The sequence below is a fragment of the Paenibacillus piscarius genome (assembly GCF_022234545.1).
In the GTDB taxonomy this organism is placed as follows: domain Bacteria; phylum Bacillota; class Bacilli; order Paenibacillales; family Paenibacillaceae; genus Paenibacillus_AQ; species Paenibacillus_AQ piscarius.
The window spans coordinates 291,344-312,224 of the sequence record NZ_JAIEUI010000003.1; the positions used below are offsets into that span (position 1 = coordinate 291,344).

20 protein-coding genes and 1 riboswitch are annotated in these 20,881 nt (G+C 57.4%); of the genes, 14 read left to right on the forward strand and 6 right to left on the reverse strand.

Annotated elements, in window-relative coordinates; translation table 11 throughout:
• Positions 1 to 52: 52 nt before the first annotated feature.
• A complete protein-coding gene (locus tag K1558_RS07320) occupies positions 53 to 1,000 on the reverse strand; it encodes a DMT family transporter (protein WP_238650740.1) in 948 nt (315 codons plus the stop codon).
• Positions 1,001 to 1,178: 178 nt separating this feature from the next.
• Between K1558_RS07320 and K1558_RS07325 the strand changes: the two genes are divergently transcribed.
• From K1558_RS07325 to K1558_RS07360, 8 genes are all read left to right on the forward strand, one after another.
• Positions 1,179 to 2,519 (forward strand): aminotransferase-like domain-containing protein, encoded by a 1,341-nt coding sequence (locus tag K1558_RS07325; RefSeq protein WP_238650741.1) that lies wholly within the window; start codon positions 1,179 to 1,181, stop codon positions 2,517 to 2,519.
• A gap of 109 nt (positions 2,520 to 2,628) precedes the next feature.
• Positions 2,629 to 3,381 carry an oxygen-insensitive NADPH nitroreductase gene (gene nfsA / locus K1558_RS07330; RefSeq protein ID WP_238650742.1) on the forward strand — a complete coding sequence of 251 codons (753 nt, stop codon included), beginning with the start codon at positions 2,629 to 2,631 and terminating at the stop codon, positions 3,379 to 3,381.
• Between the two features lie 563 nt (positions 3,382 to 3,944).
• A complete protein-coding gene (locus K1558_RS07335; protein WP_238650743.1) occupies positions 3,945 to 5,207 on the forward strand; it encodes an alpha/beta hydrolase family protein in 1,263 nt (420 codons plus the stop codon).
• Positions 5,208 to 5,299: 92 nt separating this feature from the next.
• On the forward strand, positions 5,300 to 5,887 hold the full coding sequence (locus K1558_RS07340) for a TetR/AcrR family transcriptional regulator (protein ID WP_238650744.1): 588 nt from the start codon (positions 5,300 to 5,302) through the stop codon (positions 5,885 to 5,887).
• 267 nt (positions 5,888 to 6,154) lie between these two features.
• Positions 6,155 to 7,066: an ABC transporter ATP-binding protein gene (locus K1558_RS07345; RefSeq protein WP_238650745.1), complete on the forward strand. Its 912-nt coding sequence runs from the start codon at positions 6,155 to 6,157 to the stop codon at positions 7,064 to 7,066.
• On the forward strand, positions 7,066 to 7,803 hold the full coding sequence (locus K1558_RS07350) for an ABC transporter permease (protein ID WP_238650746.1): 738 nt from the start codon (positions 7,066 to 7,068) through the stop codon (positions 7,801 to 7,803). The genes K1558_RS07345 and K1558_RS07350 overlap by 1 nt, the downstream gene beginning before the upstream one ends.
• 6 nt (positions 7,804 to 7,809) lie before the next feature.
• Positions 7,810 to 8,964, forward strand: coding sequence for a sensor histidine kinase (locus tag K1558_RS07355; protein WP_238650747.1), 1,155 nt, complete (start codon positions 7,810 to 7,812; stop codon positions 8,962 to 8,964).
• Positions 8,961 to 9,563 carry a response regulator transcription factor gene (locus K1558_RS07360; protein ID WP_238650748.1) on the forward strand — a complete coding sequence of 201 codons (603 nt, stop codon included), beginning with the start codon at positions 8,961 to 8,963 and terminating at the stop codon, positions 9,561 to 9,563. The genes K1558_RS07355 and K1558_RS07360 overlap by 4 nt, the downstream gene beginning before the upstream one ends.
• A gap of 528 nt (positions 9,564 to 10,091) precedes the next feature.
• Here the strand turns inward: K1558_RS07360 and K1558_RS07365 are convergent.
• From K1558_RS07365 to K1558_RS07385, 5 genes are all read right to left on the reverse strand, one after another.
• Positions 10,092 to 10,919: an ABC transporter ATP-binding protein gene (locus K1558_RS07365; protein ID WP_238650972.1), complete on the reverse strand. Its 828-nt coding sequence runs from the start codon at positions 10,917 to 10,919 to the stop codon at positions 10,092 to 10,094.
• Between the two features lie 42 nt (positions 10,920 to 10,961).
• The gene (locus K1558_RS07370; RefSeq protein WP_238650749.1) at positions 10,962 to 11,723 is read right to left on the reverse strand and encodes an ABC transporter permease; all 762 of its coding nucleotides are present in this window, start codon (positions 11,721 to 11,723) and stop codon (positions 10,962 to 10,964) included.
• Entirely contained in the window at positions 11,720 to 12,013 is a 294-nt protein-coding gene (locus tag K1558_RS07375) for a thiamine-binding protein (protein ID WP_238650750.1), read from the reverse strand. Before K1558_RS07375 ends, K1558_RS07370 begins: the two co-directional genes overlap by 4 nt.
• A gap of 52 nt (positions 12,014 to 12,065) precedes the next feature.
• Entirely contained in the window at positions 12,066 to 13,136 is a 1,071-nt protein-coding gene (locus tag K1558_RS07380) for an ABC transporter substrate-binding protein (protein WP_238650751.1), read from the reverse strand.
• A 230-nt stretch (positions 13,137 to 13,366) separates the two neighbouring features.
• Positions 13,367 to 13,477: riboswitch (TPP riboswitch) on the reverse strand.
• A gap of 73 nt (positions 13,478 to 13,550) precedes the next feature.
• Positions 13,551 to 15,029, reverse strand: coding sequence for a hypothetical protein (locus K1558_RS07385; RefSeq protein ID WP_238650752.1), 1,479 nt, complete (start codon positions 15,027 to 15,029; stop codon positions 13,551 to 13,553).
• Between the two features lie 271 nt (positions 15,030 to 15,300).
• On the opposite strand from K1558_RS07385, the gene K1558_RS07390 reads away from it, so the two are divergent.
• The 6 genes from K1558_RS07390 to K1558_RS07415 all read left to right on the forward strand — a co-directional run bounded on the left by K1558_RS07390 (position 15,301) and on the right by K1558_RS07415 (position 20,881).
• Positions 15,301 to 15,720, forward strand: coding sequence for a pyridoxamine 5'-phosphate oxidase family protein (locus K1558_RS07390; protein ID WP_238650753.1), 420 nt, complete (start codon positions 15,301 to 15,303; stop codon positions 15,718 to 15,720).
• Positions 15,721 to 15,894: 174 nt separating this feature from the next.
• Positions 15,895 to 16,941: an EAL domain-containing protein gene (locus K1558_RS07395; protein WP_238650754.1), complete on the forward strand. Its 1,047-nt coding sequence runs from the start codon at positions 15,895 to 15,897 to the stop codon at positions 16,939 to 16,941.
• An 86-nt stretch (positions 16,942 to 17,027) separates the two neighbouring features.
• On the forward strand, positions 17,028 to 17,702 hold the full coding sequence (locus K1558_RS07400) for a response regulator transcription factor (protein WP_238650755.1): 675 nt from the start codon (positions 17,028 to 17,030) through the stop codon (positions 17,700 to 17,702).
• Positions 17,699 to 19,123: a sensor histidine kinase gene (locus tag K1558_RS07405; RefSeq protein ID WP_238650756.1), complete on the forward strand. Its 1,425-nt coding sequence runs from the start codon at positions 17,699 to 17,701 to the stop codon at positions 19,121 to 19,123. The genes K1558_RS07400 and K1558_RS07405 overlap by 4 nt, the downstream gene beginning before the upstream one ends.
• 133 nt (positions 19,124 to 19,256) lie before the next feature.
• Entirely contained in the window at positions 19,257 to 20,168 is a 912-nt protein-coding gene (locus K1558_RS07410; RefSeq protein WP_238650757.1) for an ABC transporter ATP-binding protein, read from the forward strand.
• Positions 20,165 to 20,881, forward strand: a complete 717-nt coding sequence (locus K1558_RS07415; RefSeq protein WP_238650758.1) for an ABC transporter permease — start codon at positions 20,165 to 20,167, stop codon at positions 20,879 to 20,881. Before K1558_RS07410 ends, K1558_RS07415 begins: the two co-directional genes overlap by 4 nt.

Sequence of the window (20,881 nt, forward strand, 5' to 3'; positions counted from 1 at the left end):
AGACTAACTTGAAGAACCGCCGGTGCGTCTGCCGGCGGTTCTTCGGGCTGTGTTAATGCTGGAGGCTGCGGGCGGGTGCAGGGACCGCGGCTTTCTTTTGCCGGCCCAGTAAGTTGGTGCCAATGACCCCCGCGATGATCAGGATTGATCCAATCACGTGATAGACGGTAATCTCTTCGTTCAGGAAGAACGCCCCCGCTGCAATGGACACGATGGTGGAGAGGTTGCTGAATACGCTCATGAGCGAGGCCTCGATTTTGGACAAAATATAGGTGGAGGTCAAGGTGGTAACCAGCGAAGCGATGACCCCCAGATACAGTGCCGACAGAATGAAGGTGCCGCTCTTCAGCGGGCTCAGGAAATTCCCAAGGGTGCCGCTGGCTGTATGTGCGGTTAGCGAGATAATCAGGAAGGTGGCGAAGCCGGTCCCCATCAGCAGGTAGCTAAGCTCAGCCGGGCTGAAATGGCTGGAGAGCGAGCGGGCCAGCACGCTGTAACCGGCAAATGCCAGACAGGTCAGGAACAGCAGCACAATCCCGGTCATATTGGACAGGTCGATGCGGGTCCCCTTCATAACGAAGATAAATATTACGCCGAAGACTGACAGGAAAATACACAGCTTTTGCAGCAGTGTCGTCTTCTCCTTCAGGAAGAGCGAGGCGATGATCATCGTCACCACCGGGGTGAACGCATAGAGAATCCCGCCTTCGGCTGAGGTGGCGCGCTGAAGCCCAAACACCTGGAGAGTGAAGAAGCCCAGCGGATACATCGCTGCCAGCAGCAGTGCCCGGCCGATGGGCTTGCCCCGGTAGGAGACCTTGACCCAGCCCAGGGCGACGGGAACCGACATGACGGCAAAAGAGGCAGCGAAGCGGAACGTCAGCGTATCCAGCGGTCCGGCATGAACCAGCGCCACCTTGGTGAACAGAAATGAGAAGCCGATAATGATTGCGTTGAGTACGGCGAAGCTGTAGGCCAGCTTGAGTCCTTGTTTTGGCATAGTTGCATCTCCTTGGTGTGGTGTTGTTAGTTAAAATTTAAGGGAAAGCTGGTGCAGCAACAAGGCTGAGTTTCCGTAACTGTACCGGTACAGTTTGCAGATTTCTGTATAATGAAGGGAAGATTTACAGGATAAAATGGTCAGTATAATGCCGGAGAAAGCATACAGGGGGCGGGCGATGAACAAGTATCATCAAGTACTTACGGAGATGGAGAAGCAGATGAAGGAGGGGCAGTACCGTCCGGGGGACAAGCTGCCGTCTGTGCGCAGTGCTGCGGAAATCTACAGGTGCAGTGTCAGTACGATTCTGCGGGCTTACGGGGAGCTGGAGCGGACCCATACGATCTACTCTATCCCGCAGAGCGGCTATTATATGGTCGAGAAGGCGGAGGACCCTGAAGCTGCGCCCAGCGGGGAGACCGATTTTGCTTCCGCTTCGCCGGATCTGAATGTTTTCCCTTATCTCGATTTCCAGCATTGTCTCAACAAGGCGATTGATCAGTACAAGTACCACCTGTTCACCTATGGCGATGCGCTGGGGCTGGATTCGCTGCGCCGCACCCTGGTGTCCCATCTGGCCGAGTATCAGGTATTTGCCAAAGCGGAGCGGATTCTGATCACCTCGGGGATTCAGCAGGCGCTGGAGATTCTGGCGCGAATGCCTTTTCCCAGCGGGCGGACGGAGATTCTGGTCGAGCAGCCGGGATACGATATTTATCTGCGCTATCTGGAGGCGGAGGGCTTGCCGGTCAGCGGCATCCGTCGTTCGGCGGCGGGGATTGACCTGCAGGAGCTGGAGGAGCGGTTCGCGGGCGGGAGCTTCAAGTTCTTTTATACGATGCCCAGGTATCATAATCCGCTAGGAACTACCCTCAGTGAGGCGGAGCGCAGAGCGATTGCCCAGCTTGCCGCCAAATACGAGGTCTACATTGCAGAAGATGATTATATGGCTGATCTGGGCATCGGACGGCGGTATGAACCGATCTATGCGTACGACCAGACCTCCCATGTGATTTATCTCAAAAGCTTCTCCAAGATCATCTTCCCCGGCCTAAGACTCGGTGCCGTGGTGGTCCCCGAGCCGCTGCTGGATGCTTTCCGCGCCTACAAGGGGTACACCGATACCTCGCTGCTGTCGCAGGCTGCGCTGGAGGTCTATATCAAGAACGGCATGTACGGTCATCACCGGCACAAATTGAAGGCCATGTATGCGAAAAGAATCCGGGCAGTTTATAAGGCACTTGGGCGGCATAATACAGAAGGCTTGATTGAAGCCTCTGCGGACAGCTCCGGCATCTATATCCAGTTCAAGCTGCCGGTGACCGTCAATCTGGAGCGTCTGATCCGGCGGCTGGGCGAGCGGAAGATCCGGGTGGTATCCGGGAACGGGTTCTACTTATCCGGCGAGCGGAACCGTGACAAATTCCTGCGCATCAGCATCTCCCGGGCCGCGCTGGGGCAGATTGATGAAGGAATCCGGGCAATTGTGCAGGAGGTGAAGCGGGGGAGGGGAAGGTAGTCGGCAACGGACGGTATTGGCTGTGGTTCCCTCAGGAACCTTGCAGTTGTATGAGCCTCTGGATATCGTCATAATATGCCTATAACCGATTGAAAAGAGGCGAAAGATAGTGAACCCTACGAACGAAACCATTGAGCTGCTGAACCGCCATACCTCTGTCCGCCAGTATCTGGACAAGCCGGTCAGCGATGAAATGCTGGCAGCGGTAATTGGAGCAGGTCAGATGGCCTCGACCTCCAGCAATGTCCAGGCCTACACGGTGATCGCCGTGACCGAGCCTGCGCTTAAGACACAGTTATCCGCCTTGTCAGGCAATCAGGCGTATATCGAGCAGTGCCCGGTGTTCCTGGTTTGGTGCGCCGATCTGTACCGCTTACGGGAAGCGGCGGCCCCGCATCTTGAGGGAGTGCCATCCTATGAGGACACGACCGAGAATCTGATCGTTGCTACAGTAGATGTGGCGCTGGCCGCGCAGAATGCGGCCGTTGCCGCTGAATCGCTGGGCCTGGGCATCGTGTATATCGGCGGCATCCGCAATGAGATCGCCAAGGTGTCGGAGCTGCTCGGCCTGCCGGAGCTGGTCTACCCGGTGTTCGGCATGTGCCTTGGCTATCCGGCCGCCGTGAATGGCGTCCGCCCGCGGCTGCCGCAGGCGGCGGTGCTGCACCGCAACGGCTATAACGCGGAAGCAGCGTTACAGCAGGCCCGGGTATACGACGCAATCTCCAGCGACTATATGCGGCAGCGGACCGGCGGCCAGAGCGCGGCGTCCTGGTCGGAGATCATGGCGAAGCGCCAGGCGCAGCCCTCGCGGCTGCATATGAAGGAATTCCTGCTCAGCAAGGGATTCATGCAGAGGTAGAGATTTGGTTAGCCTTCCCCGTTGTCAGCGGGGGAGGCTTTTTTTGGCTTGGCGGCGCGCAGCCCCAATACTCCACAGCCAGTAACGTGTCTAGAGAAATTATGCCAAAACTGCAACAATGCTGCCTCAATAGAAGCGGCCTATGCAGAAATTCTGCACAAACTGCAACAATGTTGCTCCATACAAGCGGTTGGTGAGATTGCAAACCCTCAAAATCGGTCAGAGGTAGGCAGATCGCCGCCAAGATGTGCAACTGCAAGGGGGAGTGGGGCGAATGTGTGTTGAAAACAACATACAATGTGCACCTGCAAGGGTGAGCCGAAGCGGGCAGAAGGATATTCCCCCTGTTGATTATTTTGCATTAACAGCAAAAATGCATTAAGAGAAAAATTGCGTATTGCGCAAATTTATAGATGGTGCTAGAATTTGGCAAGAGGCAGAATTTCGCTGGACGCCAACAACCGGGCCCGGAACCGCGCCGTAGCCTAATTCCCTCTTCCGCTTCGCGGCTGATCTGCTGCGGATGATCTTGAAATCATAGATTCGAGAAGGAGGAGAATGGTATGGTACAGGTAGACGGGCAAGAGACAAAGGTGGCTGCACGATTAACGCATAAGGTATTCTTCGACCGTGATGATATTGAGTTCACATTCCAGTGGCTGCTGTCATTTGTACACTGCGGCGGTGTGACACAGGGTGAAGTATTTAAGCTTGCACGGAACATCGATCCGAACTCTTTGACTAGCTGGAAGACTGAATTCGAGAAGGAAGCCGCTAAGATCGAAGCAACGGCGGAGAGCTGCCTGAAGAAAGGCCATCTGATCAGCGCCAGCGAGGCCTTTATCCGCGCCCACTCGTATTACCGGGCGGCCTTCTATGGAGCTTTTCCCGGTGAACCGGATTTCGTGCGGTATCACGGCAAAAGCGTGGAATGCTTCCGCAAGGCGCTTGATGCGAAGTCTGAGCGGATTCCCCATGAATGGGTCGAGGTGGAATACAAGGGATATAAGTTCCCGGGGTGCTTCCTGAAGGCGGAACACGGCGATGCGCCCAAGCCGACGATTATCTTCCATAACGGCGGAGAGACACATAAGGAGGACACTTATTTTCTCGGCGGGCAAGCGGCTATTGACCGGGGATATAACGCACTGATCGTAGACCTTCCTTATGATGTATGTGTCCGGTTCTACGAGCCTGAGGCGACGGCCAAGAACTTCCCCCGCGAGGAGCTCCATAATGTCTACAGAGCTACCACGGATTTCGTCCTGGCCCGCCAGGATGTGGACCCTGAGCGGCTGGTCGTCAGCGGCATGAGCTATGGCGGGGCCAAGACGATGGTGCATGCCAGCTGTGATGACCGCTTCGCAGCAGCAGTGCCCAACTCACCGGTGTACTCCATGGCATCGTTCATTGAACGCGGGATGCCTTCGTTCCTGAGAGGAACCGTGGAAGAAGCTGCAGAGCAGAGCAAGAAGATGCCCTACACCGGCCAGGTTCTGTTCGCCGGATCGGCCTGGTCCCATGGCTTCGACAGCATTGCCGAGTGGTATAATGTAGCCAGGGAAGCGATCGAGGTTGACCCGCAGGACGTCAAGTGTCCCCTGCTCTCCATGTATTCGGAAGCAGAGCATCCCGAGATGCAGCGGCAAGCGATCGATACTTACGAGAAGGCTCCGAATGAGAAGAACGCGCTTTTCAAAGGAACGGAAGAGGATGGTGCTGACCTGCACTGCCAGCTCAACAACCTGCCGCTCAGCTATCAGGTAATGTTTGACTGGCTGGATGAGGTGCTTGATTACAATATTCAAATTCCGGTACCGAATTAAACATACTTTGCAAGAGGATAACGGGTCTGTAGTGCTGCAATGGCAGCACCGCAGACCTTTGACTACATACAGGAATGGAGCCATAGATGGACATGACAACTGAGAAACAAGGACTAAGAGAACGCAAGAAAGAAGAGACCAGGCGGACGCTGAGCGATGTAGCCTGTAGTCTGGCCATGGAGAGAGGGGCCAGTCAGGTCCGGGTGGAGGATATCGCCGCAGCTGCCAATGTCTCTATGCGGACGTTCAACAATTATTTTGCTTCCAAAGAGGCTGCAATGGTTGGCAATGCTTATCAGCGTTCCGAGCGGATAGCAGCTGCCCTTGCCGGCCGTCCGTCCGGTGAACCGCTTCAGGAATCGGTCCGGGCTGCTGTGCTTGAGGGATTCGCCGAGACTACAGACCGGCAGTGGTATGCACGCATCGTCCTTCTCCGCGATGATCCGGCATTGTTCGGCGCGACGCGGAAGGTGGAGATCGAGATTGAACGGGAGCTCGCCAAGGTGATCGCGGAACGTACTCACAAGGATGTGAAGCTCGATCTGTACCCTGATTTATTGGCCTCGCTGCTCATGGCTGCAATACGCACAGCGGTCTTCCATTGGGTAAGCGCACCTTCCGGAGGACAGACGCTGAACGACATGCTGGAGCAGGCGCTCCTGAGGCTGAGGTTTGAATAATATGTGCATGGAGGCGCTCCTGCTGCGATAACGGAATCGTGGACAGGAGCGCCTTATTTTTGAAATAGAATGTATATGTTCCACCCGATAATTATCCTTATATTTCTCGCTGAAACGGTACCGCCCTTAAAAAGGACGGCATAGCCGTTCCGCTTGCCGGGTGACAGTTGTCACTTTAAACCGGTGACAGTCCATACTGATGCTCCACTCCGGTCTCCGGTACTATAGCAATATAGCCGAAGGGCAACAGGTAACGGAGGGATAGAGATGGAACAGGTCATCGAATTACACAATGTCAGCAAAAGCTTCCACGATAAGCTGGCGGTCAATCAAGTCAGCTTCACCCTCGGGCGCGGCTCGGTCACAGCGTTGCTTGGGCCGAACGGAGCGGGGAAAACCACGACAATCGCAATGCTCCTGGGTCTGCTTGAGCCCACAAAGGGAAGCGTGAAGGTGTTCGGTCTTCCGCCCAAGGAGCTTAAGGTGAAGCAGCGGACCGGAGCTATGCTGCAGGAGGTCAGCGTTATGGACCGGCTGAAGGTCCGGGAGCTGCTAAGCCTGATCCGCAGCTATTATCCGCAGCCGATGGAGATGGAGGTGCTGCTGCAGGCCACCGGACTGGAGTCGGCGGATCTGAACCGCTATGCCGAGAAGCTCTCCGGCGGCCAGAAGCGCAGTCTCAGCTTCGCGCTGGCGCTGGCGGGCAACCCGGACCTGCTGTTTTTTGACGAACCGACGGTTGGACTGGATACGACGGCCCGGCGGCAGTTCTGGGAGAAGGTGCGGGGGCTGGCGGCACAGGGCAAGACGATTCTGTTCACGACCCATTACCTGCAGGAGGCGGAGGATATCGCGGACCGGATTCTGTTGTTTAACCGGGGAATGCTGGCGGCGGACGGCAGCCCGGACGAGATTAAGGCAAGGATTGTGAAGAAGTCGCTGTCCTTCCGGCCGCTCGGCGATCCGCTGCTTCTGCGCAGTCAGTTGCTGGAGCTTCCAGCTGTCGAGGCTTGCTTCGAGAAGGAGGGGCGGCTGCATGTAACCACGGAGAATACGGATGAGGCGCTGCGGGCTATTTTTGTGAACGGGCTGGCAGTGAAGGATGTTCAGATCGACCAGGGCAAGCTGGATGAAGCGTTCGAGCAGTTGACCATGAATCAAGAGGAGGCGGCACTATAATGAAAGCTATGATGAACCAGTGCAGAGCAGAGCTGCTGCGGATTATCCGCAATCCCTATTATGTGTTCTGGTCGCTGCTGATGCCGATTATGTTCTATTTTATTTTTACCCGGGTGGTGAATACGGGGACGGACGATGCGAAGGCATGGCAGGCGCATTATCTGATGTCGATGGCGGCCTTCAGCGTGATGGGCTCGGCGATTATGACGCTTGGCATCCGGCTGGTGCAGGAGCAGACCAAGGGCTGGAATACGTTCATGCGGATTACGCCGCTGCCGTCCTCGGTGTATTTTATCGGCAAAATGTTCGGCCAGAGCGTCATGCATCTGTTCTCGATCCTGTGCATTTTCCTGGCCGGGTATCTGATTAACGGAGTGTCGCTGACTGCGGCGCAATGGGTGCTTAGCGGGTTGTGGCTGCTTGCGGGGTCACTTCCGTTCCTGGCACTGGGTACGATTATCGGGTCGATGAAGCGGGTGGATACGGCGAGCGGGGTAAGCAATGTGCTGTATATGGGGCTGGCAGTGGCCGGGGGCATGTGGATGCCTCTGGAAATTATGCCGAAGCTGATGCAGAAGATCGGGCACTGGCTGCCGTCTTACAATTACGGCGATGGAGCCTGGGCGATTGTAGCGGGAGAGTCCCCGCAGTGGAAGGCTATGCTGCTGCTGCTCGGTTACCTGGCCGTATTTATGCTATTATCGGTCTATATCCGAAAAAAACAGGAAGCGGTGTAATCAACAATGGTGCGTAAGCAGTTCCGGGTTTTTCCCGAAAAGATCGGTTTCTTCCCCTATATCTGGCTGATCTATCTGGTGTTCCCGGTGCTGAACCTGGATGGCTACAGCGGCTATAAGCTGATGGGGGGGTATGCGCTGCTGCTGCTGTTTCTGGTGGCGTACCGCCAGCTCTACTGGGTGACCGAGAAGGCGTATACGGCCTGGCTGGGGTTACAGTTACTGATAATTGTCGTTTTAGCTGTTTTCTACAGTCCCTACAACTTTTATATGGGTTTCTTCACCAGTAACTTCATTGGCTGGTATACCGATGTGCGGCGCTTCAAGCGGGCATTGGCAGTGTTCGCTGCTGTGCTGATTGGGTTGGTGGGTCTGTTCTACCTGCCGCAGATGCACGACCTGGATATCCTGTTCATGCTGCCCTTCGTGCTGATGATGCTGATCACGCCCTTCGGTATCCGTTCCATTAACCGGCGGCGGGTGCTGGAGAAGGAGCTGGACCGGGCCAATGAGCGGATCAAGGAGATGGTCAAGCGCGAGGAGCGGGTACGGATCGCCCGTGATCTGCATGATACGATGGGCCACACGCTGTCGCTGATTACCTTGAAGAGCCAGCTTATTGAGAAAATGGTGGTGAAGAACCCCGAGCGGGCGCAGGCGGAAGCCCGCGAGATCCAGCGGACCTCGCGGGCCGCGCTGCGCCAGGTGCGTGAGCTGGTCTCCGAGATGCGGGCGGTCTCTGTAGCCGAGGAGCTGGCAGCGGCAGAAGAGATGCTGCGCAGCGCCGAGATTGCGCTGGAGGTAGAGGGGGATGCCGCGTTGCCGGGGATCTCTGATCTGACGCAGAATATTCTCAGCCTCTGCATCAAGGAAGGGGTGACCAATATCGTCAAGCACAGCCGTGCGGACCTGTGCCGGATCGGCATTGCGCTGCTGCCCGGCGAGGTGCGGATTACGGTGGCGGATAACGGAATCGGTATAGATTGCGCCGGGTCCGGTACGGACGGGCGCGGGGATGGTAATGGCATGAAGGGGATGGCCGAGCGGCTGGCCCTGATTGACGGCTCATTGAAGCTGGAACCGCGAAGCGGCGGGGGGACGCTGCTGACGGTGACTGTACCCAGAGCCATCAAGGACAGAAAGGATGGGGAGACGGCATGATCAGCATCGTAATTGCCGAAGACCAGCGCCTGCTGCGCGGAGCGATGGCGGCACTGCTGGAGCTGGAGGACGACATAGAGGTGGCAGGCGAGGCCGGGGACGGGGTGGAGGCGCTGGCTATGATCGAGCGGTTGCAGCCGGATGTGTGTCTGATGGACATCGAGATGCCGCTGATGAGCGGCCTGGAGGTGGCGGAGCTGCTGAAATCGCGGGCCAGCGCCACCAAGATTATTATCCTGACCACCTTCGCCCGTCCCGGGTACTTCGAGCGCGGGGTGAAGGCCGGGATTCAGGGTTATCTGCTGAAGGATGAGCCGGTGGACAAGCTGGCGGAGGCGATCCGCCGCGTGGTTGCCGGAGGCCGGGAGGTATCTCCGGAGCTGGTCTTTGGCAGCCTGCGGGAGGAGAACCCGCTGTCGGAGCGGGAGCGCGAAATTCTGCGGCTTGCCGCCGCCGGCCGGAGCGCCAGTGAGATCGCATCGGCGCTCCACCTCTCCTACGGCACCGTCCGCAACTACATCTCCGAGATCCTCGGTAAGCTTGCGGTGAAGACCCGGATTGAAGCGGTGCGGCTGGCGGAGGAGAAGGGCTGGATGTAGGGCGGGGGCGGGCGGTGATTGCACGAGGTGCCAATTACAGTTATAGAAGACAAACTATGCTTTTCAATGTTTTTAATGGTACGTATTACAGCTTATGGGCTGAATGGTTAGATCTATTGTATTTCGTACAACAGATGCCCCCTAAATCCGCAGCAAACTCAAATCTGTTGTATTCTGTACAGTAGAAATCTGCGGAAGTGGCTCTTTCGGGCAAATAAACAAAAATCTGCTGTACAAAATACAGCAGATTGGAATATTAGTTGGAATATTGCCGATTCTATTGCACGAAATACAATCAGGCAGAGTGATACCGCTACAGACTACAGGTGGTGCCAAGTCACGAATGCGGTGCAGATACGCCTAGCAAGGGTAAGGGGCGTAACCGTTCCTGCCAGATCACGAGCGCGGTGCAGATACGGCTAGCAAGGGCGGGGGGCGTAACCGTTCCTGCCATGTCACGAGCGCTGTGCAAATACACCTAGCAACGGCAAGGAGCGCAACGGCTCCTGTTACGTCACCAATCTCCTCTTAACTCTGGCTCTTCTCCTGCTCCTCGCGCATCCAGCGTGAGAGCTGGCGCTTAAGCTGGAGGAACTCCGGCGCATCGGCGATCTCTTCGCGGCGCGGGCGCGGGAACGGCACCTCCACGGTGTGGAGGACCGAGCCGGGACGCCCGGAGAAGACATAGATGCGGCTGGAGAGCAGCAGCGCCTCTTCGATGTTGTGGGTGATGAACAGCACGGAGCGGCGGTTCTCCTCCCACAGCTCCAGCAGCCAGCGCTGCATCTGCTCGCGGGTCAGCGCGTCCAGCGCGCTGAACGGCTCGTCGAGCAGCATCAGCTCCTGCGGCGCAAGCATCGCCCGCAGGAAGGCGGCACGCTGCTGCATCCCGCCGGACAGCATGTGCGGGTAAGCCCGCTCGAAGCCGCCGAGGCCGGCCTTCGCCAGCCAGTGGCGCGCCGCCTTGCGCAGCGCCGGCTGCTGCGAGCCGCCCTCCAGCTCCGCGCCGAGCAGGACGTTGTCCTCTATGCTCCGCCACGGGAACAGCGCAGGCTGCTGCGGCATATAGCTGATCCGGCCGCGCTGCCCGGTCACGGCCAGACCGTTCATGCTCACGGTTCCGGTATCCGGCAGCGTCAGGCCGCCGATGATATGGAACAGTGTGCTTTTGCCGCAGCCGGACGGGCCGACAATGGAGACGAATTCCTGCGGCTCCACGGTCAGGGACACCTGATCCAGCACCTGCGTCTCCCGGCGGCGGTGCTTGAACGACTTGCTGATGCCGCTGACTTCAAGCGCAGGCGGCAAACTCCCTCTATACAGGCGTGCGCCGCCGTCCGCCTTCTCCAGTTCAATTCTCGTAAGCTCAGACACTCCGGTCAGCTCCATTCTTGTGGGTTATGCTTCCTTGCGCGGCTTCCAGCGCACCAGCCACCGCTCCAGCAGTGCAATCAGCGCGAACAGCACAAGACTCAGCAGTACGATGATGACGATCCCTACGAACATCCGGTCTGCACGGTAGGAGGCCTTCTGCAGCAGCAGATAGTAGCCGATGCCCTTGTCAGCGCCTATCCACTCCGCGACTACTGCGCCCATGACCGCATAGGTGGCCGAGATTTTGAGGCCCGAGAACAGGGAGGGCAGCGAGCCGGGCAGCTCCAGCTTGCTGAAGATCTGCCACTTGCCGGCCCCGGCCATCTTCATATAATTCATCATTACCCGGTCGCTCTGGGCCAGCCCGCCCATGGCCGCAACGGCCACAGGGAAGAAGCAGACGAGGGTGATCAGGATGATCTTGGGCAGCAGGCCGAAGCCGAACCAGATAATCAGCAGCGGGGCCAGCGCCAGGGAAGGCACATTCTGGCTGAGAATCAGCAGCGGATAGATCGCCCGCTTCAGCCAGGGCAGCAGATGCAGCAGCAGGGCCGTAAGCAGGCCGATGCCGGTGCCGACCGGGAAGCCGATCAGAGTCAGCCGCAGCGTGGCGGCGGTATGCTCCCAGATTCCGGCGGCGTTGTTCCTGGACTCACGTGCGATATCCGTAGGGCTGGGCAACTGGTACGCCGGGATGTCGAACACCATGACGGAGAGCTGCCAGATCCCCACAAAAAAGAGGACCGCCACAACGGGCGGCCACACTAGCTTCCAGGTGCCTCTCACGGCCGGTATTTCTCCGTCAGCTTATCCATGCTGATACCGCCGGGATTGTGGGCGATCTTAATCTGCGAGATCACGCTCGGACTGCCGGAGGCGATCAGCGCTTCATGCATCTCACGGACGATCTCCAGCAGCTCGGACAGCTCGCCTTCCATTGTGGTCTCCAGCGGGTTCACCTGATGCTTCACGCCCGACTTCTGAATCACCTCAATGGCCTTATCCACGTAAGGGATGGAATCCTCGTTGTTCGGGGTCTTCGGAATTACCTGAATGCTCAGCAGTGTATTAGCCATGATGAATCCTTCCTCTCCAAATTAAGTATAAGATTCCCGCCATGCGGGTTCATTATTGCTCCGGCAAAAATTCATTCGTAAACGTGCTCTCCGCATCCAGCGGCTTATCCAGCAGCTTCAGGCCGTACATCCAGTCGGCATAATTCTTCCAGATTTCGAGCTTCTGCTCGCCCCAGCGCGGGGCATCGTCTTTATACTTCGGACTCAGCCATTTCTGGCTGGCCAGCACCAGCTTCGGATCAAGGTCAGGCACAGCATCCGACAGGACCGTAGCGGCTTCCTCGGGGTTGTCGATAGCGTACTGATAGCCCTTGGATGTAGCCTTAAGAAAGGCCTTGACCACCTCAGGGTGCTCAGCGATTTCTTTCTCGCTGGTCGTCAGCACCGGGGTGTAGTAATCCAGCTGCGGCGCGTAATCCTTCAGGTACAGCATATCCAGCGGCTCGCCGCGCAGCTCGGCCTCTACCCCGGTCCAGGCGTAGAAGATCCAGGCGAAATCAATGTCGCGCTTCACCGCTGTGAAAAAGTCAGCCTCGCCGATATTCACCAGCTTCACCTTGGAGACATCCCCGCCTTCAGGGTCCATGATCGCCTTCATGGCGGCCTCCTCCGCAGGAGAGCCCCAGCCGCCGTAGGTCTTGCCCTCGAAGTCCTTCGGCGTCTTGATGTTGCGGTCCTTCGGAGCCGCGAAGCCGGAGGTGTTATGCTGAATGATTGCAGCGATCGACACAAGCGGCACATCCTGCAGCCGGGCCAGGGTGAGCGCCTCCTGGGCGCTGATGCCGAACTGGGCTTCGCCTGAGGTCACCATCGTGTCCGCTCCGGCCGCGCCCGGCTGGACAATCTCCACGTCCAGGCCCTCCTCCGCGTAGTAGCCCAGCTCCTTCGCTGCATACAGGCCCGTATGGTTCGTGTTCGGTGTCCAGTCCAGGGCGATCTTGACCGGGGTCAGCGCCTTGGGCGCATCGGTGGCTGCGGCGCTGGCTTCAGGGGCAGCTGTGCTGTTCCCGGCAGCAGGCGCGCTGGCTCCGGCATTCCCGCTGTTGTTCCCGCCTCCACAGCCCGCTACCGTGAGCAGCAGGATGGAGCTGAGCAGTAGTGTGACTGTTTTTTTGACTCCCATTTCTCTTCTCTCTCCTTCCAGCAATCCCTGTTCTGCCAACATTCAGTATAACCAATACCACCAAGTGGAAACGGCGATGCCGTCCTTTGTAAGGACGGTATCGTTTCAGCGAGAAATATAAGGACAAGTTATCGTGTGCAACATATAAATTCTTATATTTCAAAAAAGCGCCCCGGAGACCGGGACGCCTATACTTGCGTAAGGGAATTCAACTCCAGGCCGTAATAGCGCTGTGCTGATTCATTCATTCCTACGCTGGCATTATCCAGATCAGGTATAAGGGTCAGTATCTTGTGGGATACACTCTCAGCCGGCCAATTCCAGCCCCCCTGGTTCTTATGAAGTTCACGGGTATTGCTATGTTCTTACGGTGTATTATAGACGGCAGTCCCGCCGTTGTCCATAGCAGCACGCCTAATCCTTGGCATAATGCCGCTTTTTGCGGCGGCTCTTGAGGGTGATCCAGGCCTCTCTCAGCGTCAGGAACAGGCTGACTGCGATGCCGGAGAAGGTCAGGAAGAGCGCGAGGTACTCGAAGGGGGAGTAGTCCAGCATTACGCTCCAGTCGATGTTGCCCTTCAGATCCTCGATGACCTGGTTCATGCCGTAGATGCCGCTCACCACCGTGAAGACCGTCAGCACCATCAGCAGCGTATCCCGGCGCTTGGCCTGGAATTTGTCCTGATACTGGAACAGGTCGTTCAGCGTCATCTTCACCTCATCGAACAGGGCGTCGTTGCCGTACACCTTGCGCAGCTGATAGAAGATCTCCCGCCCCTGCGACTGCGTGATCAGCTCCAGGAAATAGAATTTGGCAGAGAATTTGTTGATCAGGAAAATCAGGTTCTCGATCTCGTCGTAATCGTGGTTGATACGCAGCCGGGAGTGGAGATTGGCGAGCTTGAGCAGCACAATTTTGTGGAAAATATTCAGCAGCAGTCCGTAATAATACTCCCCGTACATCTGGTTCACTAGTTGGGTGGCGATCTCCGGCTTGGCGCGGCTTACACAGCAGAAGGTCTGCTCGTTGGTCATATAGTAGGTATCCGGTGCCCAGCGGCTGTAACCGTGGTCACGGGCATACTGCTTGATGTAATCGGGGTCACTGGCGCTGATGTAAGGCCGGCCTTCTAAGTCCAGACCATCCACCTGGGAGGCCCGGTAGAGCAGCTTCACATCGATCTCATCCTGTCCCTCCGGGAGATTGACACCATAGAAGGCCTGCACCAGCATCCGCTCATCCACGAAGAAGGGCAGGGTCTCGAAGTAGGCGCCATCGGTCTCCGCCGGGTCCAGGAACGGCTCCAGTACGGATACGAGATGCTTGAATACGAAGTCCTCCACCCGCGCAAACGTCTTCTTGCGGCAATGAATGAACGTCAGCTCATCCTTATACGACACATCCTCCAGCGTGCGGAAGCGGTCGGCGAATTCCAGCGCGGTGCTGAAGGGAAGATTCTCTTCCTCAATAGCTACTCTAAGCGTCAGGAAGCCCAGCTCAAACGGGCAGAGGAACACGTCGGTAGAGAGGATGCGGAAGTTGGCGGACTGGAAGGGCATTTCCAGACGGCACGGCAGATCGTTCACCCTCGAAAAACGGCGGAAGGAATCATGGTCCTTCTCCCGCGGAAACAGCACATGGGCAGCGAACGGCAGGTAGCTGCGCTCCATTTTCTCATGGGACACGCAGTAGCCTTCTCCGTAATAGATGGACTCCAGCTCCTTATTATCAAGGAAAAACCGGGTGAACCCATCCTCCTGCAGCCGGGCGGCCAGCTCCTGGTCCACACCAGCCTTGATGGAGAACGGAAAAATAAATTGCAGCAATGCGGTATGCAGGGTCGGGTCGGCTTGCCCGGTCGTCTTGGCTTGCTCGGCTTGCTGTTCAACCATGCGCTGATGCCACATCCTTGTGTACAGACTTGTTTACAGACTTGATTCTTGTAAGCCCCATTTACCCGATTTCCCGGCGCGCTACGCTTATTTTAAAATATAAGAATTTAATGTTTCACACGATAACTTATCCTTATATTTCTCGCTGAAACGGGTGCCGTCCTTAAAAGGACGGCAAAGCCGTTTCCACTTGTGAGCAGGCTCCGGGATTCAGAATGAACGGGACGGGTACACTATGGTAGACACGAATCTGAAAGGAGCTTGATCGTCAATGGATAACAAAGAGCTGGAGAACAAAATTATACAGGCGCTGGATGACAATACGTTCGGTTCCTTCGGCACGGTGGAGGCCGGCAACAAGCCCAAGGTGCGCTACATGGCGGTATTTCATGATGGTCTGAATATTTATCTGGCTACCAATCGTAAGACCCATAAGGTAGAGGAGCTTAAAGATAATCCGAACGCTTATCTGCTGCTGGGCTATGAGCAGGGCGGCAGCAAGGATGTGGTGGAGATCGAAGCCACTGTAGAGGTAACCAAGGACGGGAGCCTGCGCTCCAAGGTGTGGAATCCGTCGCTTGAGCGCTGGTTCGAGGGCCCGGATGACCCGGATTATGTCATTCTGGAGCTGTCGCCTTCGCGGATTGAATATATGGGCCAGAATGACGAGCATGGCGTATGGCAGGCCTGAGCCGCGTGAACACAACTGGGGTCTGACCGCCTAAGGTTAAGCTTCATCTTCGGAGCCATTCACGAACCTGCGGGTTACGGAATGGCTCTTTATGCGGCTGCCGGATGATTGCCCGGGGGGAATCATGCTATAATTGCCGCAGGCTACAAGACATCTAGGGCGGAGGAGATTGCCATGAACTGTGTTGACTGTGCTGACATCGGCCCGATCGAGGATGAAGGGGAGGTCAGGCTCCGCGCCTGTCCCGGCCCGCTCACGGCTGCCATAAGAAATGCAGGCTATGAGGTCTATGAGACAGGCGATACCCCTTTCATTCTATACCGCCGGAGGGAAGAGCTGCTGAAGCTTGTCGAGCTTTTGCTGCTGCTGCTGAATACGGCCGGGCCTCAGCCGCATGACTTGTCCCTGTGCATCAAGGGCAAAGGAGGAAGCGGCCGGGCGGACCGTTGGCTGACCCCGGAGCAGCTTACGGTCCAATTCTCCAACGAGCATCTGGTTTCCATTATCAGAGGCCATGATTTCTGCAGTCATCTGCAGCCGATTGTGGACTTCCATGAAGAGATTGTCGGCTTTGAATTTCTGCTGCGTCCTCTGCCCCACGGCAATCATTTTCATCCTTATGAGCTGTTCGAGATTGCCCGGCGTACCGGGTTCCATTCCTTTCTGGACCGTGCGGCCCGGATCTCGGCGATTGAGACCAGTGCCAGACTGCTGCCTAAGGGCATCAAGCGGTTTATCAATTTCCTGCCTTCTTCTATTTATAATCCCAAGTATTGTCTAACTCATACCTTCGAGGCGATCCGGAGGCTGGACCAGAGCCCGGAGGATTACGTGTTTGAGGTGGTGGAGACCGAGCAGATTACGGATATTGCCCATCTGCACACCATTTTTGCCGAATACCGCGAGCAGGGAATGCAGGTGGCGCTGGATGATGTCGGCGCAGGCTATTCGACCCTTGAACTGATGAGCAGCCTGCAGCCTGATTATGTCAAGATTGACCGGAATCTCATTAGTTACTGTGACCAGGACCCGGACAAGCAGCATATTCTTGCCGATATTATCTCCCGGGCTGGAGTGTTCGGAGCCAGGCTGCTGGCCGAGGGCATAGAACGCCGCGAGGAGTTCCTCTTCTGCCGCAGCCTCGGTATAGATCTGGGACAAGGCTATCTATTCGGGAAGCCGGCAGCCCAGCCGCCGGCCCGGTTCGGATTCACCGCCTGAACCGCAGGCCGCAGAAGCTCTCCTCCCCGGATGCCGGCATCCGGGGATTTGTGTTGTCATTTGAGGGAAGAAAGGGCGGAAGCAAAGTGAGTGTAACCTTATTGTACATAGAAGATGACCGTGAGATCGGCAGCGCCGTGTCGGCAGATCTGCGTGAACGGGAATATGCCGTCCGCTGGCTGGAGAGCGGGGAAGGTGCGATTGAAGCGGCAGAGGGCTGCCAGCTCGTAATCCTGGATGTGATGCTGCCGGGGCTGGACGGCTTCACGGTCGGCCAGCGGCTGAAGCGGGCCTACCCTGAACTCCCGGTCCTGATGCTGTCAGCGCGCACCTCGATTAACGACAAGCTCCAGGGACTGGAATTTGCCGATGATTATCTGACCAAGCCGTTCCATCCTGACGAGCTTGCGGCCAGAATCGAGGTTCTGTTAAGACGAAGCGCTGCCGTATCGGCTGAGCCCCTGAGGCTTAAGCATCTGATTGTCGAACCGGGCAGCAGTATCGTCAAGGAGGCGGCCAGCGGACGGGAGATTATGCTGACCGGCAAACAGTTTCAGATTTTCTCGTACCTGCTCCGGCATCTGGGCCAGATTCTGACCAAGGAGCAGATCTATGAAGCGGTGTGGGGAGAGAGCTATATCGAGGGCGACAAGACGCTGATGGTGCATATCCGGTATCTGCGCGAGAAGCTGGAGCTTGATCCGGCAGTGCCGGAGATTATCGAGACGGTCCGGGGCATCGGCTACCGGGTGAGAGGATGAAGCGGGCGGGGCGTTATCAGCTACTGAGCCGTTCCCTGCTCTTCCGCTATTTGCTGATTCTGCTGGCGGCGCTGCTGTTTGTTCCCGTGATTCTTCCGCTGACGATTACACTGTACAGCCTGTTCAGCGGGCTTAGCCATGAAGCACCACCCAAGGAATACGAGCTGTATTCCAGTGTCAAAAAGCTGGAGGTCCTGTGGCATGAGGAAGCTGAGCGGCTCCTGAACCAGCCGCCTGAAGCGGTCTCGCAGCGCCTGCGCACCTTAAGCGAAACTTATCATCTGGCCAGAATCTTCTGGGTGGATGGAGAAGGCCGGACGCAGTTGGTTACAGAGCCTTCGGGGCCTCCCCTGCTATCCGGCGGGGAGACTGCCGCCTCCGTTCCTTCCCGCTGGACGGCGGCGGAGGCGGTATCGTTCATGAAGAGCAGTGCGGAGCTTAAGCCGCTGGCGATTGTGGCGTTCATCGGTGACCGGGCGGAAGCGGGCCAGGGCTTCATGGTCATGCAGATTCCCGAAGAGATTAACGAGGTTAGGAACTCGGCGGGGATCGATAAGTGGTACACGATAGTGATGCTGGTGTTCTTGCTTGTGTTTATCGCCAGCTCCTGGTTCTTCTTCATTATGATCCGGCGGAGGCTGCTGCGGCTGCAGACCGCCATGGCGTTCACCGGGAACGAAGGCCTGCCGCAGGCGGTGCCGCCGGGCAAGCCTGACGAGATCGGGCGGCTGGAGGAAGCGTTCAATACGATGGTTACGGAGCTTAAGGCCAGCCGTGCCCGGGAGGCGGAAGAGGAGGAGCTGCGCAAGCGGCTGGTAGCGGATCTGTCGCATGACCTGCGGACACCGCTGACCGTGATCCGCAGCCATCTGCATGTGCTGGGCAAGGAGGAGCTGTCGGCACGCGGCCAGTCGTCGCTTACGCTGATGGATCAGCGGATCGAGAGCCTTGGTATCCTGATTGAGAATCTTCTGTCCTATAATCTGCTGAACAGCGGGAAGATTGCACTGAACCTGGAGCAGAAGGATGTGCTGAGACTGGTGCGGGAGAGCGCCGCCGCCTGGTATCCGGTCTGGGAGAAGGCAGGGTTCCGGATTGAGATTGATCTGGAGGCGCCGCCGCTCTACTGGGAGGTAGACGAGAGCTGGTTCCGCAGAGTGCTGGATAACCTGTTTCAGAATATTCTGCGCCATGCGCGCAGCGGCCTGTACGTAGGAATAGGTACAGAGATCCGAGAGGGCAGACCGGTGATCATGATCTCGGATCATGGAGGCGGCCTTGAACAGCCGTCCGATTCCGCAGGCGCGGGGCTGGGCTTGTCCATTGTCGACCTGCTGGTTCAGCGGATGGAGCTGGAATGGACCATGGAGACTACGGGGCAAGGGACAGAGGTAGTGATCTGGAAGCGGGCAGCGGGATAATGGCTACACAGGATACCTGAGTGTGCACCGAAGCTGAATCTGCATTTTGCCGATGCTTTTAAACAAAATTTAAACTTGGTGCGTCTCTGTATTTAACCTTGGAACGGTATGCTGTTACCGAGGTGAATGAAGAATGAAGAATACAGTGATAGCAACGCGCGATCTGTTGAAGGAATACCGCGGCCGCGCGGCTGTGAAGGGATTGAATCTGAATATACAGAAAGGGGAAATCTACGGATTCCTCGGGCCGAACGGCGCCGGCAAAACCACGACGATCCGGATGCTGCTCGGTCTGATCAAGCCGACCTCCGGACGCATTGAGATCTTCGGCAAGGAGCTGCGAGCGAACCGGATGCAGATTCTGCGCAAGGTCGGCTCGCTGGTGGAGTCGCCGTCCTATTACGGACATCTGAGTGCGTGGGACAACCTGGAGGCGATCCGCCGGATTCTGGGTGTGCCCAAGACGCGCATTGCCGATGTGCTGGAGATTGTATCGCTGACCGGGGAGGAGAAGCGGCCGGTCAAGGGCTTCTCGCTTGGCATGAAGCAGCGGCTCGGTATCGCTGCTGCCCTGCTTGGCAGCCCGGAGCTGCTGATACTGGATGAGCCGACCAACGGCCTGGACCCGGCGGGCATTCAGGAGATCCGCTCGCTGATCAAGCGGCTGCCCGGCGAGCAGGGCATTACGGTGCTGGTCTCCAGCCATCTGCTCAGCGAGATCGAGCAGATGGCCGGGACGGTCGGCATTATCCGCGAGGGGCAGATGGTCTATCAGGATACGATTGCCCATCTGCAGCAGCAGGCGGCAGGAAGTCTGAGCCTGGCGGTGTCGGAGCCGCAGACAGCGCTGAAGACCGCCGTGCGGCGCGGCTGCGGCGGCGAGCTGCAGGAAGGCAGGCTCATTCTGCCCCGGATGAGTGATGCCCGGGTATCGCTCCTGGTCAAGGAGCTGGTTGAAGAGGGCCATGCGATCTACAGGGTAGAGGAACACAGGCAGTCCCTGGAGGAATTCTTCCTGCAGGTGGTCGGGGGTGGCGGACAATGATGTGGCGTGCGCTGTCGGCGGATTGGCTCAAAATCCGCGGCAAAGGCATCTGGTTCCTGGCCTTCCTCGGGCCGGCCGGCCTGATTGCCATGCAGGGGCTGAATTTCGGCCTCCGCTATGATTATCTTCGCAATCAGTACCAGGCTGACCTATGGAACGGCCTGCTCAGCAACATCGCTTCGTTCGTGCCGATTGCCCTTTACCTGGGGGGGACCCTGATCTGCTCGCTGATCGCGAATGTGGAGCATCAGACCAGCTCCTGGAAGCAGCTGCTGGCGCTGCCTGTCCCGCGTACAGCCGTCTTCCTGGCTAAGCTGCTCCTCTGCCTGCTGCTGCTTGTCGTCTCCTGCCTGCTGCTGTCCGCCGGAACCATCCTGCTGGGGCTGCTGCTCGGCTTCGGAAGCCAGCCGATTCCTTATACCGATGTGCTGAGGATCGGATTCTCTGCCTATGCTGCGGCCATGCCGGTCATTGCCTTGCAGCTCTGGCTGTCTCTGTCGAGCCGGAATCAGACGCTTCCGGTAGCTGTGGGACTGACGCTGTCGCTGCTTAGCCCATTCGGCATGTTCTTCTCGGAGTGGGTGCCGCTCTCCTGGCCCGAACTGGCAATGGGTGCTTCGCGCCCTTGGCTGTTCAGCGGAGCCGGCCTGCTGCTGGGTCTCCTCGTGCTGCTTCCCGGAGCCCTGCACTTTGCGCGAAAGGATGTGGATTAA

Excerpts from the sequence above, each read along its gene's own strand:
- K1558_RS07320 (WP_238650740.1), bottom strand. The coding sequence starts at position 1,000 with ATGCCAAAACAAGGACTCAAGCTGGCCTACAGCTTCGCCGTACTCAAC.
- K1558_RS07325 (WP_238650741.1), top strand. The coding sequence starts at position 1,179 with ATGAACAAGTATCATCAAGTACTTACGGAGATGGAGAAGCAGATGAAG.
- K1558_RS07335 (WP_238650743.1), top strand. The coding sequence starts at position 3,945 with ATGGTACAGGTAGACGGGCAAGAGACAAAGGTGGCTGCACGATTAACG.
- K1558_RS07340 (WP_238650744.1), top strand. The coding sequence starts at position 5,300 with ATGACAACTGAGAAACAAGGACTAAGAGAACGCAAGAAAGAAGAGACC.
- K1558_RS07345 (WP_238650745.1), top strand. The coding sequence starts at position 6,155 with ATGGAACAGGTCATCGAATTACACAATGTCAGCAAAAGCTTCCACGAT.
- K1558_RS07350 (WP_238650746.1), top strand. The coding sequence starts at position 7,066 with ATGAAAGCTATGATGAACCAGTGCAGAGCAGAGCTGCTGCGGATTATC.
- K1558_RS07355 (WP_238650747.1), top strand. The coding sequence starts at position 7,810 with ATGGTGCGTAAGCAGTTCCGGGTTTTTCCCGAAAAGATCGGTTTCTTC.
- K1558_RS07360 (WP_238650748.1), top strand. The coding sequence starts at position 8,961 with ATGATCAGCATCGTAATTGCCGAAGACCAGCGCCTGCTGCGCGGAGCG.
- K1558_RS07375 (WP_238650750.1), bottom strand. The coding sequence starts at position 12,013 with ATGGCTAATACACTGCTGAGCATTCAGGTAATTCCGAAGACCCCGAAC.
- K1558_RS07380 (WP_238650751.1), bottom strand. The coding sequence starts at position 13,136 with ATGGGAGTCAAAAAAACAGTCACACTACTGCTCAGCTCCATCCTGCTG.
- K1558_RS07385 (WP_238650752.1), bottom strand. The coding sequence starts at position 15,029 with ATGGTTGAACAGCAAGCCGAGCAAGCCAAGACGACCGGGCAAGCCGAC.
- K1558_RS07390 (WP_238650753.1), top strand. The coding sequence starts at position 15,301 with ATGGATAACAAAGAGCTGGAGAACAAAATTATACAGGCGCTGGATGAC.
- K1558_RS07395 (WP_238650754.1), top strand. The coding sequence starts at position 15,895 with ATGAACTGTGTTGACTGTGCTGACATCGGCCCGATCGAGGATGAAGGG.
- K1558_RS07405 (WP_238650756.1), top strand. The coding sequence starts at position 17,699 with ATGAAGCGGGCGGGGCGTTATCAGCTACTGAGCCGTTCCCTGCTCTTC.
- K1558_RS07410 (WP_238650757.1), top strand. The coding sequence starts at position 19,257 with ATGAAGAATACAGTGATAGCAACGCGCGATCTGTTGAAGGAATACCGC.
- K1558_RS07415 (WP_238650758.1), top strand. The coding sequence starts at position 20,165 with ATGATGTGGCGTGCGCTGTCGGCGGATTGGCTCAAAATCCGCGGCAAA.